This is a genomic window from Verrucomicrobiia bacterium, from assembly GCA_035946615.1.
In the GTDB taxonomy this organism is placed as follows: Bacteria; Verrucomicrobiota; Verrucomicrobiia; order Limisphaerales; family UBA8199; genus DASYZB01.
In genome coordinates this window covers 1-18,182 of record DASYZB010000086.1, presented here as the reverse complement: position 1 = coordinate 18,182, position 18,182 = coordinate 1, and the positions used below count along the sequence as shown (strand labels likewise).

The window sequence follows — 18,182 nt, the reverse complement described above, 5'->3', positions numbered from 1 at the left end:
CCATGAAGAATCTGAATAAAGTCCTGTTCGCCGCGGCTGTCGCCGCAACTCTCAGCTTGGCCAGCGCGGCCAGCGCCCAATACAAACCCACCGGAGACGATGGCATTACCGCCTCGCCCAAGGTCCGCCAAAGGCTCAACGAAAGAGCGGCTGCCGCGCTCGCAAGCCCCTCGGTGGCCGCTGCCATGGTTACGTATCGGACACCCGGGTTGGAAGGCCTTACCGCCTCGCCCAAACTTCGCCAAATGTTGGCCGAACGGGAAGTAGTCGTGAGCGGCGCGCCCACTACCGAGGTGGCGGTTTCCGCATATCGCCCGACTGGCGCCGATGGCATCACCGCGTCCCCGAAATTTCGCGAACAACTGGATGAGCGCACCGCGCCAGTCATCATCGCGCCGCTTAAGTAAGCCGGGTCAGAAACATCCCAAGCGCGCCAAAAGTTAGCCTCTCGAAATAATGAAAGCCCACAGAACCATACCGACAAACCTCGAGGACTGGTTGCATAGCGGTCCCAAGGCCGGATGTCCTTCAAAGCGAAGGTGTACTCCGTGGCGGGATGGGGAGCAACCGCTTGCCACGGTGGCTGCGGCGCGCCCATCCAAAACGTTGTTCCCATCTGTGGCGAATGGTAATCTCGTGTTGTCGTTTGCTGTATGAAACCCAATCATGAACCCGATAAGGACCGCGCCCTGGACAAAGTCTTGAAGCAGTGGGTGGTGGATGCCCCGCTCCCGCCGCGTTTTGAAGAACAAGTCTGGCAGCGGATCGCTCGAACGGAAGCTCGCCCCGCGCCAACCTTCCTGGCCTCATTGAGCCGCCTCATTGAAGCCGCGCTGCCGCAGCCCCGATTCGCTTGTTCCTATGTGGCAGTTTTGCTGGTGCTGGGGGTGATGGCCGGCTCCTGGGCCGCCCAGAGAGAAACCAGCCGCCTGGACGCGGCTTTGGGTTCTCGTTATGTGCAGTCCATTGATCCCTATCGCAAGGCTCCTTCAGAACAGTGAAAAAGGGCGCACTCATTTTATTGTCGGGCCTGCTGGTCTGCGCTGCGGCCTTTTCAGGCTTCTATTATTTCGGCACGGCGCCGTGCCGAGCCATGATCAGCCAGCCGCAACCCGAGTTGGCCTGGTTGAAAAAGGAGTTCCACTTGAGTGACGCCGAGTTCGCGCGCATTACCAGGCTGCACGCGGCCTACTTGCCTCAGTGCGCGCAACGCTGTCTGCGCATTGCCGAGCAAAACCGGCAGCTCGAGCAATTACTCTCCCAGGCATCCTCAGTGACGCCCGAAATCCAGAACCTATTGGCCGAACGCGCCAAGACACGAGCCGACTGCGAGGCCGAAATGCTCAACCATTTTTTGGAAGTCAGCCGCGCGATGCCGCCCGACGAGGGCCGGCGCTACCTCGAGTGGGTCGAGCAGCAGGCCTTCCTGAACGACCCGGCAATGGAAACCCGCCACCACCATCCCATGGCGGAGGTGCGTGGTGAGCGTTAGACCGGCTGAGCGTCCGGGCGTCGAGCGTGGACCGTCCAGAGCGTGGAACCTGCATACTTTTGAGCGTGGAACTCTCAACCTCACGCTCCACGCTCTACGCTCCACGAGCCCATGAACGAGCCCGCTACGGACGAACTGGATACGCGCGACATGGCCCTATTGGCGGAGGGCCATGAAGCTGCTTTAAACGCTTTGATGGCACGCCATGCGCAGAAGCTTTTCCATTATCTCCTCCGCTCGTTGCAAGATGAGGATGACGCCGCCGATCTGGCCCAGGAAACGTTCGCCAGAATTTATCAAAACAGGGCGAAATTCGATCCAAACCAGAAGTTCACCACCTGGTTTTATGCTATTGCCAGCAACCTGGTCCGGGATCGTTACCGCTGGCGTTCGAGACATCCTCAAGTCTCTCTCGATGCCGAAAACGGCCAGTCCGAGGCGGCTCTAAAGGACAGCCTCCCTTCTCTCGACCGGGCGCCCGACCAGAACCTGCAAACCCAGGAACGCGCTAACGCGGTGCGAAAGGCCGTTGCAGCGCTGCCACAGGAGTTGCGGCAACCGCTTATTCTGGCCGTGTACGAGGAGATGTCGCAGGCGGAAATCGCTGCCATCCTCAATTGCTCGGTCAAGGCAGTCGAGACTCGCATCTATCGCGCGCGGCTACAACTGCGCGCCGGGCTGGGCGAATTGGCGCAAGCCTCTTGAAGCAACCCAATCACTAGCGCCACCAGCCCGTTTTGGGACAAAACCACCCTGTCTTTTCGTCCACGTCATCCGGAAACTTTATCGCGCGACTCAGTGGTGGCGTTGAAAGATGTGGTGGAAGCCACTGGCGGCATGAGTGTAATGGCCAAACGCGTTGGACCGTCCCGCATTTTCGGGTCAGGGAGATTTCCGCGCCGGCGGTTAAGGTCCGCGCCGGGCAAAGTTTATTGCTTGGCAATCCGCTCGATGAATCGGGAACTCCTTTCGAGGCAGGGGGCAACTCGCCCAAGTCGCTGCTGGTCCTGATCACGCCGACACTTATCGATTCGGCCGGCCATAGGCTTCACAACTCTGGCGATTAAACACTCGCGCAGTCAGCGGCAGCGGAGGTACTCTCGGCCCATGACAACCACCTCCTGCACTCAACCCATCGGCAGGTCTCTATGCCGTTTGAGAGTTCCCACTCTACCAGGAAAAGCTACTTGGCTTGGCACGGCAATCGCCTGCGTGCTACTTGGCTTGAGCGCGTTCGTTTCCCGAGCCGAGACCCTTTACCGAATCGCCTCGCCCGATAACCGCATCCGCGTCTCGATCCAGATGCCGGTGCCGGGTTCGGCTGACCGCCCGCAATGGGCCGCGTGGTTTCACGACAAACCGATCCTGACCAACTGCGCCCTGGGTCTGCAAACGACCGACGCCGGTGAGTTGCTGGCAGGCGTCCAGGTGCTCCGCGAGCGCCCCCGCTCGCTGAACCGTCGCATCCCTGTCTTGTTCGGCAAGGCGGATCACGCTGATGACCATTTCCGCGAAACCCGGTTCATCCTGGAAACACCTCAACATCGCCGGCTCGACGTAGTGTTCCGTTGTTACAACGACGCCGTTGCATTCCGTTATGAGTTGCCCAAAAACGCCGGCGCCCAGACCGTAACTATCGCGGACGAAACGACCTCGTTCCGGATTGAAGGCGAGCCCACGGCCTATGCGCAGTATCTCGAAAGCTACCGCACTTCCCACGAACACAACGTGACCACCGTGGCGTGCCGCGAATTGCCCCCAGACGTGCTGCTGGACATGCCCCTGACCTTTTCCTGGGACGATGGCACCTACGCAGCCATCACCGAGGCGGCGCTGCGTCATTACGCCGGAATGTCCCTGATGCGCCCGGCCAGCCCCACCACCGGCGGCGAGCTGGTCTGCAAACTCACGCCACGCCCCGACGGCGCCAAGGTCGTGCGGCCCTTGCCTATGCTGACGCCCTGGCGCGTCGTGCTGGTGGCCGACCATCCCGGAGCGCTTCTGGAATCCAGCACCACCTATTGCCTGAACGAGACTTCGGTCATTAAAGATGTGTCGTGGATTAAACCAGGCAAAATCACCTTCTCTTGGTGGAATGGCGACGTTTACGACGGCCACCGCACCCTGCCGATTCTCTCGTTCGCGATGGCAAAAAAATACATCGATTTTTGCGCGCGCAATGGAATTCCGACTCACTCACTGACTTCAGACGAGAAGACGGTCTCCCCCTGGTATTTTCAATCCAACTTGGGCGTGGCTCCCGGCCCCGACACCGATGTTACACGGACTCGGGCGGACTTCGACTTGCCGGCCATTCGCCGTTATGCGCAATCGAAGCATGTGCGGCTCTGGACTTGGGTCCACCAGGGGGCATTGCGCGGGCGAGTTGAGGAGGCCTTCACGGCGTTCGAGAAAATGGGCTGGAGCGGCATGATGGTGGATTTCTTCGACCACGACGACCAGGAATCCGTCGAGTTCGCCGAATCCATTCTGCAAGCTGCCGCCCGTCACCACCTGCTGATTCATTTCCACGGCGTCTGGAAGCCGACGGGTTGGCAGCGCACCTACCCCAACCTGATGAACCATGAAGGGGCGCTCAATCTGGAATACCTTAAGTGGAGTGACCGCTGCACGCCGGAGCACAACCTCAACATGGCCTTCACCCGGCTCATCGCCGGGCCGATGGACTATCATCTGGGCGGATTCAGGGCCGTGACGCGCGCCGCGTTCAAGCCCCACAACATCGCCCCGAACGTCCTCGGCACCCGCTGCCATCATCTGGCAATGTACGTCTGCTTCGACAATCCCAACCCCATGCTCGCCGACTACCCCACAGCTTACGAAGGCCAGCCCGGATTCGATTTTCTCAAACTCGTGCCCACCTGGTGGGACCAAACGCGCGTCCTGGAAGGCAAGGTCGGCGAGTTGCTCGTGACCGCGCGCCGGAAAGGCAAAACCTGGTATATCGGCTGCATGTCGGCCCGGCACCCTCGCGACCTCGACCTGCCACTCACTTTCCTGGGCGCCGGACAATACCGGGCCGACCTCTGGAAAGATGCGCCCGATGCCGAGACCGACCCCAACCACCTCACCATGGAAAACCTGCAAGTCTCATCCGATCAAACCCTCAAGGTCCACATTGCCCTCGACGGTGGGTTTGTGGCGCGGTTCAGCCCGGCTCCATCACAAAGATAGTATTTCTTGTAGCAGTGGAATAGTTTGCCCTCAAACTTCCCGCCGGTATATATTCATCCCAGGCTGTGGCGGAAAACCAGCCGGCAATAAAACCGCATGAGTCCTATTTTTAGTTTCAAGGAATTCGGCGAGCGCCTCCGCGAGTTTATTCGTGGATGCAATGAGCCAACCGCAAATATGGCGGCCTTCGGACCGGCGCTTGGGTCGGAATTCAACCGCCTAGCCCTCGAACTGTTCGACCTTCAGTTCAAGAACAATGTCCCGTACCGCAAACTTTGCGAGCGCCGGGGCATGAGCCCCGCCAATGTGGTAAGTTGGCAGGAGATTCCCGCCGCGCCGGCTTCCGCATTCAAGGAATTCGAGTTTTCCTGCCTTGGCGCGCGTGAGGGGACGGCAGTCTTCCACTCGAGCGGCACCAGCGAGCATCGGCCAAGCCGGCATTGGCATCATACAGAGTCGCTTGCCATTTATGAAGCCTCGCTATGGCCCTGGTTCCAAAAGCATTTGCTCCCGGAATGGACCGAGTGCAGCCCGAGTGGCCGAAGCCAGCCGGCCGCCCCTCGTCTGGTAATGCTCGTACCCAATCCAACCCAAGCGCCTCATTCATCGCTGGCCTATATGTGCGAGACGATTCGGCGCCAATTAGGCGCGCCTGACACTATATTTCTGGGCAGCCTCAGTGAAGATGGGGCGTGGACGCTGGATATTGCAGGGGCGCTCGAGGTTTTACAGGAAGGGATCGAACTTGAGCGGCCTGTTTTACTGCTCGGCACCGCGTTTTTATTCGTGCACTTGCTCGACAGTCTTGAGGCTCGGGCTCTTCGAGTTCGGCTGCCGCCCGGGTCGCGCGTCATGGAGACCGGCGGTTACAAGGGCCGATCACGCAGCTTATCTAAAGCTGAGTTGCACGAGTGGATGGATTCCATCCTCGGCGTTCCAGAAAATAGGGTGATTAGCGAATATGGGATGAGCGAGTTAAGCTCGCAAGCCTATGATAGCGTGGCAAGTGCGCACGGCGCCCATGCCCTCTTGGCAAGGTCTGGCGAGCGTGCTGCCATCGGAGTGCCCTCGTCTCGGGCGCAGGGGGCCTTCCATTTCCCACCCTGGGCCCGAGCGCAGGTTATTTCGCCTGAGAGTGGCAGAGAGGTGAGTGATGGCGAGACCGGTTTGCTTCGCATCTTCGATCTGGCCAATGTCTATTCTGTCCTGGCTATCCAAACTGAAGATTTGGCCGTACGCCGAGGCAACCGCTTTGAGTTATTGGGCCGGGCAGCCCTGGCCGAGCCGCGCGGCTGCTCACTGATGGCGTGCGAGGTTTCAAAAGAGCACCTTGATGAACCTGCCTGATTATTTTATCGCCGATCTGCCTCCGGAAGCTGCCGTCAACCCTGCCTTGATTGGGGAAGCGTGCCAAACACTGAAACGCAATCGCGAACGTTACCTGGCCCACCGCTCGACCCACAGCCTGGTCCACCTCCTGAGCGAGTTGGCGAAAAGCTGGCTCAACCCCGAGTTTCCGTTCCGCAAACTCGCCCTCGAGAAAGGCTCCGGCTCGACCGGCTTTTCCAGCGCAACTTTGGCCTCGGGATTGGACGGGTTTTTCAAGACATTGACGCCGCATGCCTTTGAGACGCTGTTGAACCAGGACCTCGGCCACGCCCACCGCCTCGACAAAATGACCGCCAGCGAGCATGAGCAAAAGGCCAATCGCGCCGCGCTGGCGACCGGGCCGGAGCTTCTGGCGCACATCGCAGCGGGGAATTTGCCGAGCCCTGCTTTCATGAGCATCATCCTGGGCGTGTTGGCGCGCTCAGCCCAATTTGTGAAGTGCGCCAGCGGCGCCGCCTTGCTCCCGCGGCTCCTGGCCCACTCCATTTACGACGCCGACCCCAAGCTGGGCGCCTGCATTGAAATCGCCGAATGGCGCGGAGGCGATGCCCAATGCGAGCAGGCGCTTTTTGCCGAGGCAGATTGCGTAATCGCAACCGGCAGCGATCAGACCTTGGAGGACATTCGGCGGCGGGTCCCCCCGAAGACGCGGCTCTTAGGATATGGACACCGTGTTAGCTTTGCGTACGTCGCCCATGAGGCCGTCACCGGTTGGAACGCCAGAAAACTCGCGGCGCGCGCAGCCCTCGATGTGGCGGCCTGGGACCAGCTCGGCTGCCTCTCGCCCCATGTGATCTACGTGCAAGAAGGCGGAGCTTCGACGCCGGAAAAATTCGGCGAATTGCTCGCGGAGGAAATGGCCGAACGCGAAGCGGTCGAGCCGCGCGGCCAACCGCCCGCCGAGGCAGCGGCGGCCATCGCCTCGCGCCGGGCCATTTACGAACTGCGCGCCGCCAACTCGCCCGGGACGCGCGTGTGGTCGAGCAAAGGCGCGACCGCTTGGACAGTTGTTTATGAAGCCGACCCCCGGTTCCAGCTTTCCTGCCTGTACCGTTTCATTTATGTGAAGCCGGTTGCAGGTGTGAGCGAGGCATTGCAACACGCCGATGCTTTTCGCGGCAGAGTCTCGACGGTGGGGCTGGCCTCCCCCGAGCAACGGGTTCATGAACTGGCAACCGAGCTGGCCCGCTGGGGTGTGACGCGGGTCTGTCCGCTGGGCCAAATGCAGCAACCGCCCCTGGCCTGGCGGCATGATGGCCGTCTGGCCCTGGCGGACTTGGTTGTATGGTCGGATTGGGAACAGGGTTGAGACAAAATGGAGCTACGCAAAATGTTTCAATTCGAGGCGGCGCACCTCTTGCCGCGTTTGCCCAGGTCCCATAAATGCCGGCGTCTGCATGGCCACAGTTTCCAAGTCGAGATTGTCATCGACGGCCCGTGCGATCCGAAACTGGGCTGGGTAATAGATTACGCCGATATAACAGAGGCATTCAAGCCGCTCTGGGAACAGCTCGACCATAATTACCTCAACAAGGTCCGTGGCTTGGAAAACCCGACCAGCGAGAACATTGCCATTTGGATATGGGACCGGCTCAAGCCCAAACTGCCCGGCCTGACCGAGGTCGCGGTCGCTGAAACATGCACTGCGCGTTGTGTGTATCGGGGTTGAATGGACGGCCGATGGTTGAGCTAGGAGGTTCGGTGAATCATCAGGAACTACGCAGTGATGGAGGACCCGGGAATATTAACCTAAAACGACCGATCCTGAAGCGGCATCCACTTTGTCAATGGCGTCGATCCGTTTTTGTAATCGCGTCAGGCAGTCCGGACACATCCCGTGGGTGAAGGACGCATGGGAATGCTTCATGACGTAGGTTTCAACGTCCGGCCAGTCGCCGGCCTCGTCTTTAATTTTCTTGCAATAGCAGCAAATCGACAGCCGCCCGGTCAGCGTTTTAAGGCTGGCCAGCACTTCTTGGAATCGCTGGAGCAATCGCTCTCGTTCCTGCTCCGCCCGGTGTCTCTGCAGACTCATCTCGACCGATATTCTGAGGTCCTCGGTTCGGTAGGGCTTTAGAATGTAACCATAGGGCTCGGTGCGCTGAGCCCGCTGGAGCACGGGACCGTCATAGTAGCCGCTGACGTAAACAATCGGGACTCGCAACGTGCGGATTTGCTCGGCGGCCTGGATGCCGTCCATCTCGCCGGCCAAGTGGATGTCCATGAGCACCAGGTCCGGTTTCAGACTCTGGGCTAGGACGATTGCCTCCTCGGCTGAAGGCGTGATGCCAGCCACTTCGTAATCGAGGTTCTGGAGCTTGTACTTTAGGTCCTGCGCGATGGTAGGATCGTCCTCGACGATGAGGATTTGCTCTTTGCCGAAACGCTGTGCCTGCGACCCGGCGAGTTCGTCATCTAAAGGCAGAACGGTACTGCGGACATTCATAGGTTTGAAAGAGCACTCCTTGTGCCAATCATCTATCAGGACGGTCCCCTGCCGCGAAATTCATGGCGCGAATTGCACGAATTCCACGAAGGGATTCAATCGCGAAGCTGATATTGGTCCGTTGGGTTTTCCAATGCGAATGCGGAAGAACCGCGCGACGTCCGGTCCGCCATAACGCCGTTGGTGGCATCAGTCCAACTGACGAGATTCGTGCTGGATTCAAGAGAGATATAAACCTGATTGCTCATCGTGGTCGAAATTAGTTCGCGGTGAGGGGTTTTGACGGTTAGAATGAGCCAGCGCCCGAAAAGCGCCGCTAAATTATGACGCCAGTGACAGCTCAGCCGCATGCAATCGAGGGGGTCCATCCAAGGGAACCAGGGTTGGGAGTCGAACCCCGTCCCGTGGAGCGAGAGCCAACCGAGACACACCCTGTGGCGCGGCATCAGGCCGCCCGCGAGGTGTATCGCAAAATCGCGGCCAATATCGCCCGGATTATGAAAGGCCAGGCCGGCTCGACGCGGTCGCTTTTGGCCGCCTTGGCCAGCGGCGGCCACGTCTTGCTCGAGGATTTTCCCGGAACAGGCAAAACGACATTGGCCAAGGCCCTTGCCCGTTCGATTGACGCCCAATTCAAGCGCATCCAGTTCACGCCCGACCTGCTCCCGTCAGATATTCTTGGGGTGTCGGTGTTTAATCAGCGGGACCAGCAGTTTCATTTCCACGAGGGCCCCATCTTCACCAATATCCTGCTGGCAGATGAAATCAATCGCGCCTCGCCGCGCACCCAATCGGCTCTGCTCGAAGCGATGGGCGAGAGCCAGGTTAGCGTGGATGGCGAACGGCGCGATTTGGCCGGGTTGTTCTTCGTCATTGCTACGGAAAACCCCGTCGAATTTCGCGGCACTTACCCTCTGCCCGAGGCGCAGATGGACCGCTTTGCGATGCAATTTGCCTTGGGTTACGTGCAATCGGCCGATGAGGTCGCGATTCTGACAGCGCACCAGCGCAATCACCCCCTTGAAGACCTCGCCCCATGCGCGACGCTCGAGGAGGTATTGATGCTCCGTGAGGCTGTGCAGGCGGTGCGCATCAGCGAGGAACTCAAGCGCTATTCAGTCGATCTGGTTGGCGCCACCCGAACGGCCGCAGGCGTCCAATTGGGCGCAAGCCCGCGCGCCTCGATTACGCTGATGAAAACCGCCCAGGCCCTTGCACTATTCGACGGGCGCGAGTTTGTCATTCCCGAACAAATCCAGGAAATTGCTGTGCCGGTCATCGCCCATCGATTGGTTATGGAACCCCAGGCCCGCTTCTCGGGCCTGACCGCGCGGGCAGTGGTCGAGGGGATTGTAAAGAAAACCCGGGTTCCTGCTTGAAAGAACCTCGGTGCGCGTCCGGCGGGCGCAGCAAGGCTAGAATCATGAGCGTTTGGGAAATACCTTGGGCGCTGCAAGTTTGGTGCTCGCTCCACCCCGAACGGGCGCGCCCCGCCAGTGGCTCCCAATGAAAAGATGAGGCCAATCTTTAAAGTCCTCTACCGGTTGTACCGGTTATTCTCCGGTCTGCGACACTGGGGCCGGCGCCGGTTTACCAACGCCGGGTTAATCGTGCTTGGGGCTTTGGCTTTTGCGGCAATCATGTGCCCCGACACGGACAACAACGTCGCTTATCAGGGTTTTGCAGTTCTGCTTTGCCTGCTCTTGCTGGCGTATGGTTTCAGTTGGGTTTTCCGTGCCCGTTTCTCTGCGATGCGGCTCTTGCCCCGGTTCGGCACAGCGGGCTCTCCACTGAACTACACGGTGCAACTGAAGAACCTGACGCATAAAACCCAGCACGGCCTGACCATGCTCGAGGATTTTGCCGACCCACGCCCGCCATTTGCCGACTGGCTGGCGGTGCAACTGGCCGATGAGAAGCGGGCGCGCTCGTTCCGGTTCAACCGGCGGCGGGCCTCGAATCCATTCAACCTCGCAGCAGCTTCTGAAAAGCCGGTGCCGGCCAGTTTGCCGGGGCAGGAGGTAGCCGTCCAGGCCGAGTTAATGCCCTTGCGCCGAGGGCTCTTGCGGCTCGAAGGTGTCACTTTGGCGCGGCCTGACCCGCTTGGTTTGGTTCGTGCGCTGGCCCCCGTGTCTCTGACCCAATCGGTATTGATTTTGCCCAAACGCTACCCTTTGCCGCTCATTGATCTCCCGGGAAACATGAAATACCAGCAAGGCGGTATTGCCCTGGCCTCGCACGTCGGCCAGAGCGAGGATTTCGTTGCCTTGCGCGAATATCGGCCCGGCGACCCCATGCGCCATATTCATTGGAGAAGCTGGGCTCGAGCCGGCAAGCCAGTCGTCAAAGAGTTCGAGGACGAGTTTTATGTCCGCCACGCTTTGGTCCTGGACACGTTCACAGACGACCCACGGAGCGAAGCGTTCGAGGAAGCCGTGTCGGTCGCAGCTTCCTTCGCCAGCACGATTCAAACCCAGGAATCGCTGCTCGATTTGCTGTTCGTCGGGTTGGAGTCCTATTGCTTCACAGGCGGGCGTGGCTTGGGGCAAACCGACCAAATGCTCGAAGTGCTGGCCTCTGTGCGCCCCTGCCACGAACCCTCATTCGGCTCCCTGGAACGGCTGGTGCTAAGCAGGGTGGAACTCGTCAGCGGCTGCATTTGCATCCTGCTTGCCTGGGACAGCGAGCGGCAGGAGTTCATTCGCAAACTGAGGGGCCTGGGTGTTCCGGTGCTGGTCCTAGTCGTGGCCGAACGAGGCAACACCAAGCCTTTCGAGCTCGGTCCAATGCAGGACGAACCGGAGCGGTTTCATCGGCTGGAGGTCGGCGCGATCGAATCGGGTTTGGGCAAACTAAAATGAGGCGCGGCCCAGGATTATGAAGACTCCTCCTTTGCTTGTCGGGGCTGGCTTGGTTTTTTGGGGGTGGCAGACTGGCTTTATTGTCCCGGGTGTGGTCATGGGGGTGGTCCTCGAATCGAGCCGCTGGCTTAAGCCGCGGTGGGAGTTTTCTGATACGGATTTCCGGCGCATCTGGACTTTTTGCGCGCTGCTGTTGCTGGGGGCGGCCGTGTACGCATTCACGGTAAATGACGGCCCCGGGGGTTTTCGCGGGTTGTTTCAGGACCCGAACTTTTTCAGCACCCGTGAGGCGGGCAATGCCACCGCGCGCACGCTAGCGTCTCTATTCCGCTGGCTGCCGATGAGCTTCTTTCTGTTCGTCGGCGCGCAGGTCTATAGTTCGAAAGGCGGTATCCCGCTGGAAACCATTTCACTGATTCTGCGCCTGCGTTGGAGCCGGGCGCGCAAGCTGGGCCGGCCTCTGCCGGAAAGCCGGTGTATTGATGTGTCGTATGCGTATCTGGCGCTCTGCTTATTCTCGGCTAGCGCCCATTTTACGGAGAGCCTGAGCTTCTTTCTCGGGTTCTGCGCGTTGGTTAGCTGGGCGTTATGGCCTCAACGCTCGCAGCGCTTTGGGCTGGCGATGTGGAGCGCTACGCTGGCAATCGCACTGGTGTCAGCCTACTTCGGCCAGCGTGGATTGAGCCAGTTGCAGGCCTATATTGGCAATCTCAACCCGCAGTGGTGGATGAATTTCAGCCGGCACCGCTTCGACCCGGCTCAAACCCGAACTGAGCTGGGGCGCATCGGGCGGCTGCAGGCCTCCAAGAAAATCATTATCCGGTTGACGACCAAAACGGGCGCCCCACCAGGCCTGCTGCGTGAAACCAGTTACCGCACCTTCAAGCATCAAACTTGGTATGCCGATATCACCACCAATGCCTTCGTGCGGGTTTCTGAGGAAACAAACCAGCAGACCTACATCCTGGTGCATGGCAAGACCAACTCCTCTACCGTCAATATCGCGTGCTATCTTGAAGGCGGCACCGCCCTGTTGCCATTGCCCGCCGGCAGCGGGCGCCTGGAGCATTTGATGGCTTATGATTTAGGCAAAAGTCCTCTCGGCGCTGTCCTGGAGGAAGGGCCGGACATGGTGATGTTCGATGCCTGCTACGGCCCCGGCAACACCATGGATTCGGCCCCCGATGAGCGGTTCGATCTCCGCGTGCCGGAACTCGAGAAACCTGCTTTGGACCAAGTCCTTGCCGAGTTGCAGGCGGGGGATAGCCTCACTTGCGACCAGGCCCTGAGGACCCTGAGCCGCTTTTTCCGCCAGCAGTTCTCTTACAGCATCTGGAGCGACCCCGGCCGAATCAGCCGAACCGGCGAAACGCCCTTGACGCGCTTTTTGCTTCGCACGCGGACCGGCCATTGCGAATACTTCGCAACCGCCGGCGTGCTGCTTTTGCGGCGCTTGCATATCCCGGCCCGCTACGCCGTCGGCTTTGACGTTCATGAGGGGATGGGGGAAAAATACGTCGTGCGCCTGCGCGATGCGCATGCCTGGTGCCTGGTTTGGGACAAAGCCACTTCAAGATGGCGCGACGTCGATTTCACGCCACCGACTTGGGTCTCCATTGAGGGCGAGCGAACCTCCAAACTCCAATCCCTGCAAGATTTATGGTCCTGGGTCACTTTCCAGTTCTCCAAACTCCGCTGGGGCCAAACGCATTTGCGCGAGTATTTCCTTTGGGCCCTCATACCGATTCTGGTCTTTCTATTTTATCAGATTGTTTTCCGGCGGCGGCACCGCCAGCGCCGGCAGCGTCCAGGCAGCACCCAGGACGTATTGTGGCCCGGGCTGGACTCGGAATTTTATCAACTCGAACGGTCCCTGGCTCAGAGGGGGGTGGCCCGCGATGCCAGCGAGCCACTCTCCGACTGGCTCGGGCGGGCGCTGGAGAATCCCGCCCTGGGTCAAAACCGGCTTGCCCTTCAGGAGTTGCTCTTGCTGCATTATCGATACCGCTTTGATCCGCGTGGACTGGACTCAGCAGGCAGGCAACGACTCAAATCCAAAGCCAGGGAATGCCTCCAGGAGGTCCTTAAAAAGGAAGACTCGGACTTCCTGATCTCGTGGAAAACGAGTGAGACGGAGTGATGGTGTATTGGAGTGATGGAGTGGTGGGAAACCAATACTCCAGCACTCCATCACTCCGTTTTGAGCCCATGCGAGTTCCAGGCACACGGCAGAACTCCAAGCCGGGATCACGTGTTCTGAGACTTCAGATTCACGCAATCATCTCGACAGCTCAACCACATTTACCTCTTGAGAGGCCAGGTCCATTTCCCAATCGGCGGCGCCTTCGAGCGGTTTGCTGGAAATCAATTCGCGGGCGCGCGTAGAGCCGGCCAGGCCAAGCGCAGCCAACTGAACATGAACCTTGCCCTGCTGGCGCTTGCCGGTACCATTGAAAAGCGTCAACAACACTGTCCCGCCTGGTTCAGGGCCGAATCTCTCGATAAAAATGTTGCTGTTGTCACACGCCGCTTCGGTAACGGGCTGCCACCCAGCCTGGGCGACGCGCCTTATTAGCGGCATGAACTTCTTGAACAGCGGCCGGTCTCGGTTGTACCACTTCGGGTTCTGCCAGTAGGGATTATCAGCCGCATTATGGCTGAACATGCCTGGGAACATCCCATAGAAAAGGCTCCGCTCGAAGTAGCGCTCGACCATATCTGAGGTGAAGATGTCAAAATCGGTGTTCATCAAAAGCAGATACGGTTTGGCGCCGGACATCGTACGCCACAGGCTCATCTGCTCGTCTGATGCGGGCCGATATTGGCCTTCCCGCAGCCAGTCCGTTTCGGTGCCCAGAACGTCCAGCCACGGGCAGAGATACGTGAAGCGATAGGGCACCCCGTTGGCAAAGGTCAGCTTGCCCAATTGATGGACCTGCCCGCAAAACCAGCGCGTAAACTCAAAAACTGCCAGGCCCTTGAATAACGCCGGCTGCCGGGTTTCGCTCGAAAAGGTCAGCGGCACGGTGGTGTAGCGAAAGTGTTCACGGCGAAAATTCAGGTCCGAGGTGACATAGCCTTCGAGTGAATCAAGGTATTCTCCATCCAGTTTGCCCTTCGCACCGGGCCCGTACAACGCCTGCCGTAGCGCCTGGTTCCAGTGAACGGTCGCGGCATTGTACCGTGCAGGCAGCGCACCCTGCTTGCCTGCCGAACCAACATTTCCAACGGCCGGAAGGAACGGGTTGGGGTTGAAGCTCCAGACCGCCCCGTTGCACCATGGCTCGTTCCGAAAGAGCAGGCACGGCTGGCCCGTCTCATCCCACATGGCCGCCACCTGGCTAACCTCAGCCATCTGCCGCTCGAATTGCCGCGGGCCCCTAGCCAATTCATCCCGCAGGCGCAGCGCTTCAGGAATGGTTCGCGGCGCTTCCGTGGGCATCCGCATCCACCAGGTCATCGGCTCGGTATAGCGAAAGCTCAACACCCCGTGCGCATCGTCCCAAACCACATTGTTATCGCCTTCATGGTATCTGAACCCGAAGTCTTCCCAACCCTGCACCGTGCGGATGTCTGTAAAGGGCATCCAAAGCCCCTGCTCGCGTGAGCGCGCCACAAAATAATCCGGGAAAATGGTGGTGAGCTTTTGAAAAGCGGCGCGGAAACCCCAGCGCGGATCAAAGCGGTACAGCACGAAACGGAAGTCTGCGCTCGATGGAAAGCGCTCGGTATCGGGCGCCAACCCGAAATCATAGGCAATGAAGAGTTGCCTGGTCCCGGCGTGGTAACCAAGACGGTATTGGGCGGGTTGCCCCATATCAATCGCGAGGGCCAATCCCTCAGTTTGACTCGAAATGGCAGCCAGCGGATACAGCGACATCGAGCCCGTAGCCCCGCATTTGATGCTCACCAGCTTGCTGAATTCGCCCGCCCCTTCAATCAAGCGGCTGTGGCGGATGTCGTCATTCCAATGCCACCCAAGCGCATCGAGCGGCAGCGCGAAAACAAGCGTCACCGCCCGGTCTTTACCCCGAAAGTCGGAAAGGCGGCCCTCGATGACAATGTGGTCGGACTCGCCTCTGAACTGAGCTTTCAATTTGAGGCCCAACTCGGAGCAGGCGCCCCCTTCGAACGCATAAAAGTCCGAGTCGGCGCCCACATCCCTTGCGAGGAATCCCGAGGGGGAATCGCTCGCGAGGTTCGTTCCAGAGACGCTCAAAGAAGCGACCGTGTTATCCCGCATCACCAGCTTCAATCCGTCGCGTGTTTGGGTAATCGAAGCGTCCGATTGAGGTCCCGCCGAAGGAGCCGCGGTGAGCCGTGCGCCCGGAGTCGCCGGCACCCCTTGAAACAGCACGGTGCCGGCCTGGCTCCGCAGCTCTTCAACGCTCAGGTCATCGAACCAAACTTTGCCTGAATGATTCCTGAAAAGGCAATGCAGGGTCAGCGATTTAACCGGCTTTTCAGGAAGAATTAACAGCTCGCGCGCTTCCCAATCATGCGTGCCCGTTCGGAAGTCCGCGGTTTGCCCCCACAACGGAGTGCCGTCAGTGTAAAGGATGTCCACGTAGAGCGAATAATCGCTGTCGGCTCCGCTGCTGACATTGTCCGCCTTGCTCCAGCCGCGCACAATCAAGGGCAGAGCTTTGGTTCGGTTCAAGGCCACCGTTTGGCTCGCCCCGTACCACCCGGCGCCGCTCGGGTTATCACAGCGTATCCCACGAGAACCGCGGCGCCCCTCACCCGGCGCCAGAACAAATCCCTTCGGACCGGGTGTCCAGTCGCTCAACTTGCCACCCGATGCCTGTTCGAATTGGCCGTTGCCGACCAGCTCGGCTCCGGACGCGCTTCCCCGGACGACTTGCATTGCCGGGCTTGCTGCGATGCCGCTGGTCGAAAGCAACAGCCAGGACACGGCACAAACCAAACCTCCCATAAACAGATCGCAGCTTGGATTTGCCTTTCGAATCCGCCGCGAAATCCGCTTTTTGCTGGTTCGGCTTCTGCCAGGAAGGTTCATCACGAGTCTAAGATTTATCCTGCTTATCGAGCCTGCGAATCCAGATGTTCCGGTAACGCAGCGGGTTATTGTGGTACTGCAGTTCGATGAACACTTCCGGCGGCTGCGGGCTGCCGTAACGCGACAACGTCCTCCATGGGACCTGCTGGGTAATGCCATCGGTGATACCTGTGAACTCGTAATGGTTCTGCACGACCACCCCGTTCTGAAGAACTGTTACCACCGCTTTTTTGATCAACTGGCCATCCTTATCCCAGCGAGGCGACTCAAAGACAATGTCATAGGTTTGCCATTGACCGGGCGGTTTGCTGGCGTTGACCAACGGCGGAGACTGCCCGTAGATGGCGCCGCATTGGCCGTCGGGATAGGTTTTGGCTCGATAGGAGTCGAGCACCTGAACCTCGTACATGCCGTTGATGAGGATGCCGCTGTTGCCGCGGCCCTGGCCAGTACCCTTGGGCGGGAAAGGCGTGGCAAATTCCACGTGCAACTGGAAATCATCCCATTTCCCGCGTGTGCGGATGCCTTCGCGACCCGCAGTTTCCATGTAACCATCCTTCAGCGTCCAGGGGGCATCCTGGCCAAGGGCGTTTTGCCACTTCGACAAATCGTGCCCATCGAAAAGCACCTCCGCATCCGAGGGCGGCGGTGCGTTTTGGCTAAAGTTGGCGCCAGGAGTGACAACCGGCGGCTGCGGACGGTCGGGATCGTGCAGATGCCATTTGGTGCCCGGAATGAGGGGTGTATCGCGAAAGCCGTCAATAGGGTCGGTTTGTGCAGAAGCGCCGTCAGCGCCCAGGGCGGGCAAACGCGTCGCCAGGACCGCAAGGCAGAGGAGCAGTTTATTCATGCCAGCCATAGTGCTTGGGCCGGCCGGTTCGTCAAGCACTCTAAACATGGATAGGGAAGCAGGGGCAATCCTGCCATGTGTTGCGTGATGAATGGCACATCGCTCGGTCTAAACTCCTGAACGGACAACACCAAACCCGATTATGGGAGCAACACTGATTCTGGTTCCGGTTGTTATAGCAGCATGGCCGGCCTTCAGCGCCGCCGTGGTCGCCGCCGCCGCGTCCCTGGGCTATCACGTCGCCTCCGAAGCGGCTCATCAGGCCCGCGCGCCAGCCGCTGCCAAGAGCAGCGGAGTCGTCAATCTTGCAATTGACCGGAGCGAAGTGGTGACAAATCAATTGGGCCGTGACCAGCGGCTCTCCGTGACGCGCGAGGGCGTGACGGTCACCTTCTCGCGCGATGCCCGCGGCAAGGCCTCTCTGTGTGTCACCGGCCAGGGCCAGGACCACGATGCATTAAAGGCTTTGGGCGAAGAGCTAGGCCATGCCGTGGTTCAGGAATACGTCTATCGGAAAATAACCGACGAGATGCGGGCCAGGGGTTTTGTGGTTGTGGAAGAGGAGCGGACGCAGGAACGCGCCATCCACCTCAAGGTCCGGCATTGGGAGGGTTAGCCATGGCTCAACGCGAATTCAACATTACGATCGGCGCGGATGGAAGCGTCGAGGTCCACGTCAAAGGTTATAAAGGCCGCAGTTGCACCGAGGCCGTCAAGCTCTTCGAGCAAATTGTCGGCGAGATTCAATCCGAACAAAAAACCAGCGAGTTCTACGAGCCTGAGGAGCAGGTGCAGTTCCGGATCGATCAGCGCCTCTGAATGGCTTATGGCAAAAGCGATTTCGCCATTTTATCCGCCGCGGGCACGATGGCATGGGCGAATATTTCAATGGGGCGCTTCGCTTCGCAGGCGGCTCTGGCTGGACAGGA

General features: G+C 59.5%; 17 protein-coding genes. 13 read left to right on the top strand and 4 right to left on the bottom strand.

The annotated features are described in order from the left end of the window. The first annotated feature begins 2 nt into the window (after positions 1-2). From VG146_12565 to queD, 8 genes are all read left to right on the top strand, one after another. Positions 3-407 carry a hypothetical protein gene (locus VG146_12565; protein ID HEV2393182.1) on the top strand — a complete coding sequence of 135 codons (405 nt, stop codon included), beginning with the start codon at positions 3-5 and terminating at the stop codon, positions 405-407. Between the two features lie 246 nt (positions 408-653). Continuing rightward, the gene (locus tag VG146_12560) at positions 654-1,001 is read left to right on the top strand and encodes a hypothetical protein (GenBank protein ID HEV2393181.1); all 348 of its coding nucleotides are present in this window, start codon (positions 654-656) and stop codon (positions 999-1,001) included. Continuing rightward, positions 998-1,492, top strand: a complete 495-nt coding sequence (locus VG146_12555; GenBank protein ID HEV2393180.1) for a hypothetical protein — start codon at positions 998-1,000, stop codon at positions 1,490-1,492. The genes VG146_12560 and VG146_12555 overlap by 4 nt, the downstream gene beginning before the upstream one ends. Positions 1,493-1,603: 111 nt before the next feature. Next, on the top strand, positions 1,604-2,197 hold the full coding sequence (locus VG146_12550; GenBank protein HEV2393179.1) for a sigma-70 family RNA polymerase sigma factor: 594 nt from the start codon (positions 1,604-1,606) through the stop codon (positions 2,195-2,197). A gap of 519 nt (positions 2,198-2,716) precedes the next feature. Continuing rightward, positions 2,717-4,687, top strand: a complete 1,971-nt coding sequence (locus tag VG146_12545) for a glycoside hydrolase family 97 protein (protein ID HEV2393178.1) — start codon at positions 2,717-2,719, stop codon at positions 4,685-4,687. 96 nt (positions 4,688-4,783) lie between these two features. Further along, positions 4,784-6,034: a hypothetical protein gene (locus VG146_12540; GenBank protein ID HEV2393177.1), complete on the top strand. Its 1,251-nt coding sequence runs from the start codon at positions 4,784-4,786 to the stop codon at positions 6,032-6,034. Next, complete coding sequence (locus VG146_12535) at positions 6,021-7,385, top strand: acyl-CoA reductase (GenBank protein ID HEV2393176.1); 1,365 nt, start codon at positions 6,021-6,023, stop codon at positions 7,383-7,385. Before VG146_12540 ends, VG146_12535 begins: the two co-directional genes overlap by 14 nt. Positions 7,386-7,391: 6 nt before the next feature. Then, entirely contained in the window at positions 7,392-7,745 is a 354-nt protein-coding gene (gene queD, locus VG146_12530) for a 6-carboxytetrahydropterin synthase QueD (protein ID HEV2393175.1), read from the top strand. Positions 7,746-7,820: 75 nt separating this feature from the next. Here the strand turns inward: queD and VG146_12525 are convergent, their stop codons facing one another. Both VG146_12525 and VG146_12520 read right to left on the bottom strand, forming a co-directional pair. After that, positions 7,821-8,522, bottom strand: a complete 702-nt coding sequence (locus tag VG146_12525) for a response regulator (GenBank protein ID HEV2393174.1) — start codon at positions 8,520-8,522, stop codon at positions 7,821-7,823. Positions 8,523-8,617: 95 nt separating this feature from the next. Next, entirely contained in the window at positions 8,618-8,770 is a 153-nt protein-coding gene (locus tag VG146_12520) for a hypothetical protein (protein HEV2393173.1), read from the bottom strand. A gap of 249 nt (positions 8,771-9,019) precedes the next feature. On the opposite strand from VG146_12520, the gene VG146_12515 reads away from it, so the two are divergent. The 3 genes from VG146_12515 to VG146_12505 all read left to right on the top strand — a co-directional run bounded on the left by VG146_12515 (position 9,020) and on the right by VG146_12505 (position 13,523). Beyond that, positions 9,020-9,901 (top strand): MoxR family ATPase, encoded by an 882-nt coding sequence (locus VG146_12515; GenBank protein ID HEV2393172.1) that lies wholly within the window; start codon positions 9,020-9,022, stop codon positions 9,899-9,901. A gap of 135 nt (positions 9,902-10,036) precedes the next feature. Beyond that, positions 10,037-11,383 (top strand): DUF58 domain-containing protein, encoded by a 1,347-nt coding sequence (locus VG146_12510; GenBank protein ID HEV2393171.1) that lies wholly within the window; start codon positions 10,037-10,039, stop codon positions 11,381-11,383. Between the two features lie 16 nt (positions 11,384-11,399). Next, positions 11,400-13,523, top strand: coding sequence for a transglutaminase-like domain-containing protein (locus VG146_12505; GenBank protein HEV2393170.1), 2,124 nt, complete (start codon positions 11,400-11,402; stop codon positions 13,521-13,523). A 138-nt stretch (positions 13,524-13,661) separates the two neighbouring features. Here the strand turns inward: VG146_12505 and VG146_12500 are convergent, their stop codons facing one another. Both VG146_12500 and VG146_12495 read right to left on the bottom strand, forming a co-directional pair. After that, positions 13,662-16,319: a hypothetical protein gene (locus VG146_12500; GenBank protein HEV2393169.1), complete on the bottom strand. Its 2,658-nt coding sequence runs from the start codon at positions 16,317-16,319 to the stop codon at positions 13,662-13,664. Between the two features lie 91 nt (positions 16,320-16,410). After that, complete coding sequence (locus VG146_12495) at positions 16,411-17,253, bottom strand: DUF1080 domain-containing protein (protein ID HEV2393168.1); 843 nt, start codon at positions 17,251-17,253, stop codon at positions 16,411-16,413. A gap of 142 nt (positions 17,254-17,395) precedes the next feature. Between VG146_12495 and VG146_12490 the strand changes: the two genes are divergently transcribed. Both VG146_12490 and VG146_12485 read left to right on the top strand, forming a co-directional pair. Then, positions 17,396-17,869 carry a hypothetical protein gene (locus VG146_12490; GenBank protein ID HEV2393167.1) on the top strand — a complete coding sequence of 158 codons (474 nt, stop codon included), beginning with the start codon at positions 17,396-17,398 and terminating at the stop codon, positions 17,867-17,869. Between the two features lie 2 nt (positions 17,870-17,871). Beyond that, on the top strand, positions 17,872-18,072 hold the full coding sequence (locus VG146_12485; protein ID HEV2393166.1) for a DUF2997 domain-containing protein: 201 nt from the start codon (positions 17,872-17,874) through the stop codon (positions 18,070-18,072). Positions 18,073-18,182 lie beyond the last annotated feature (110 nt).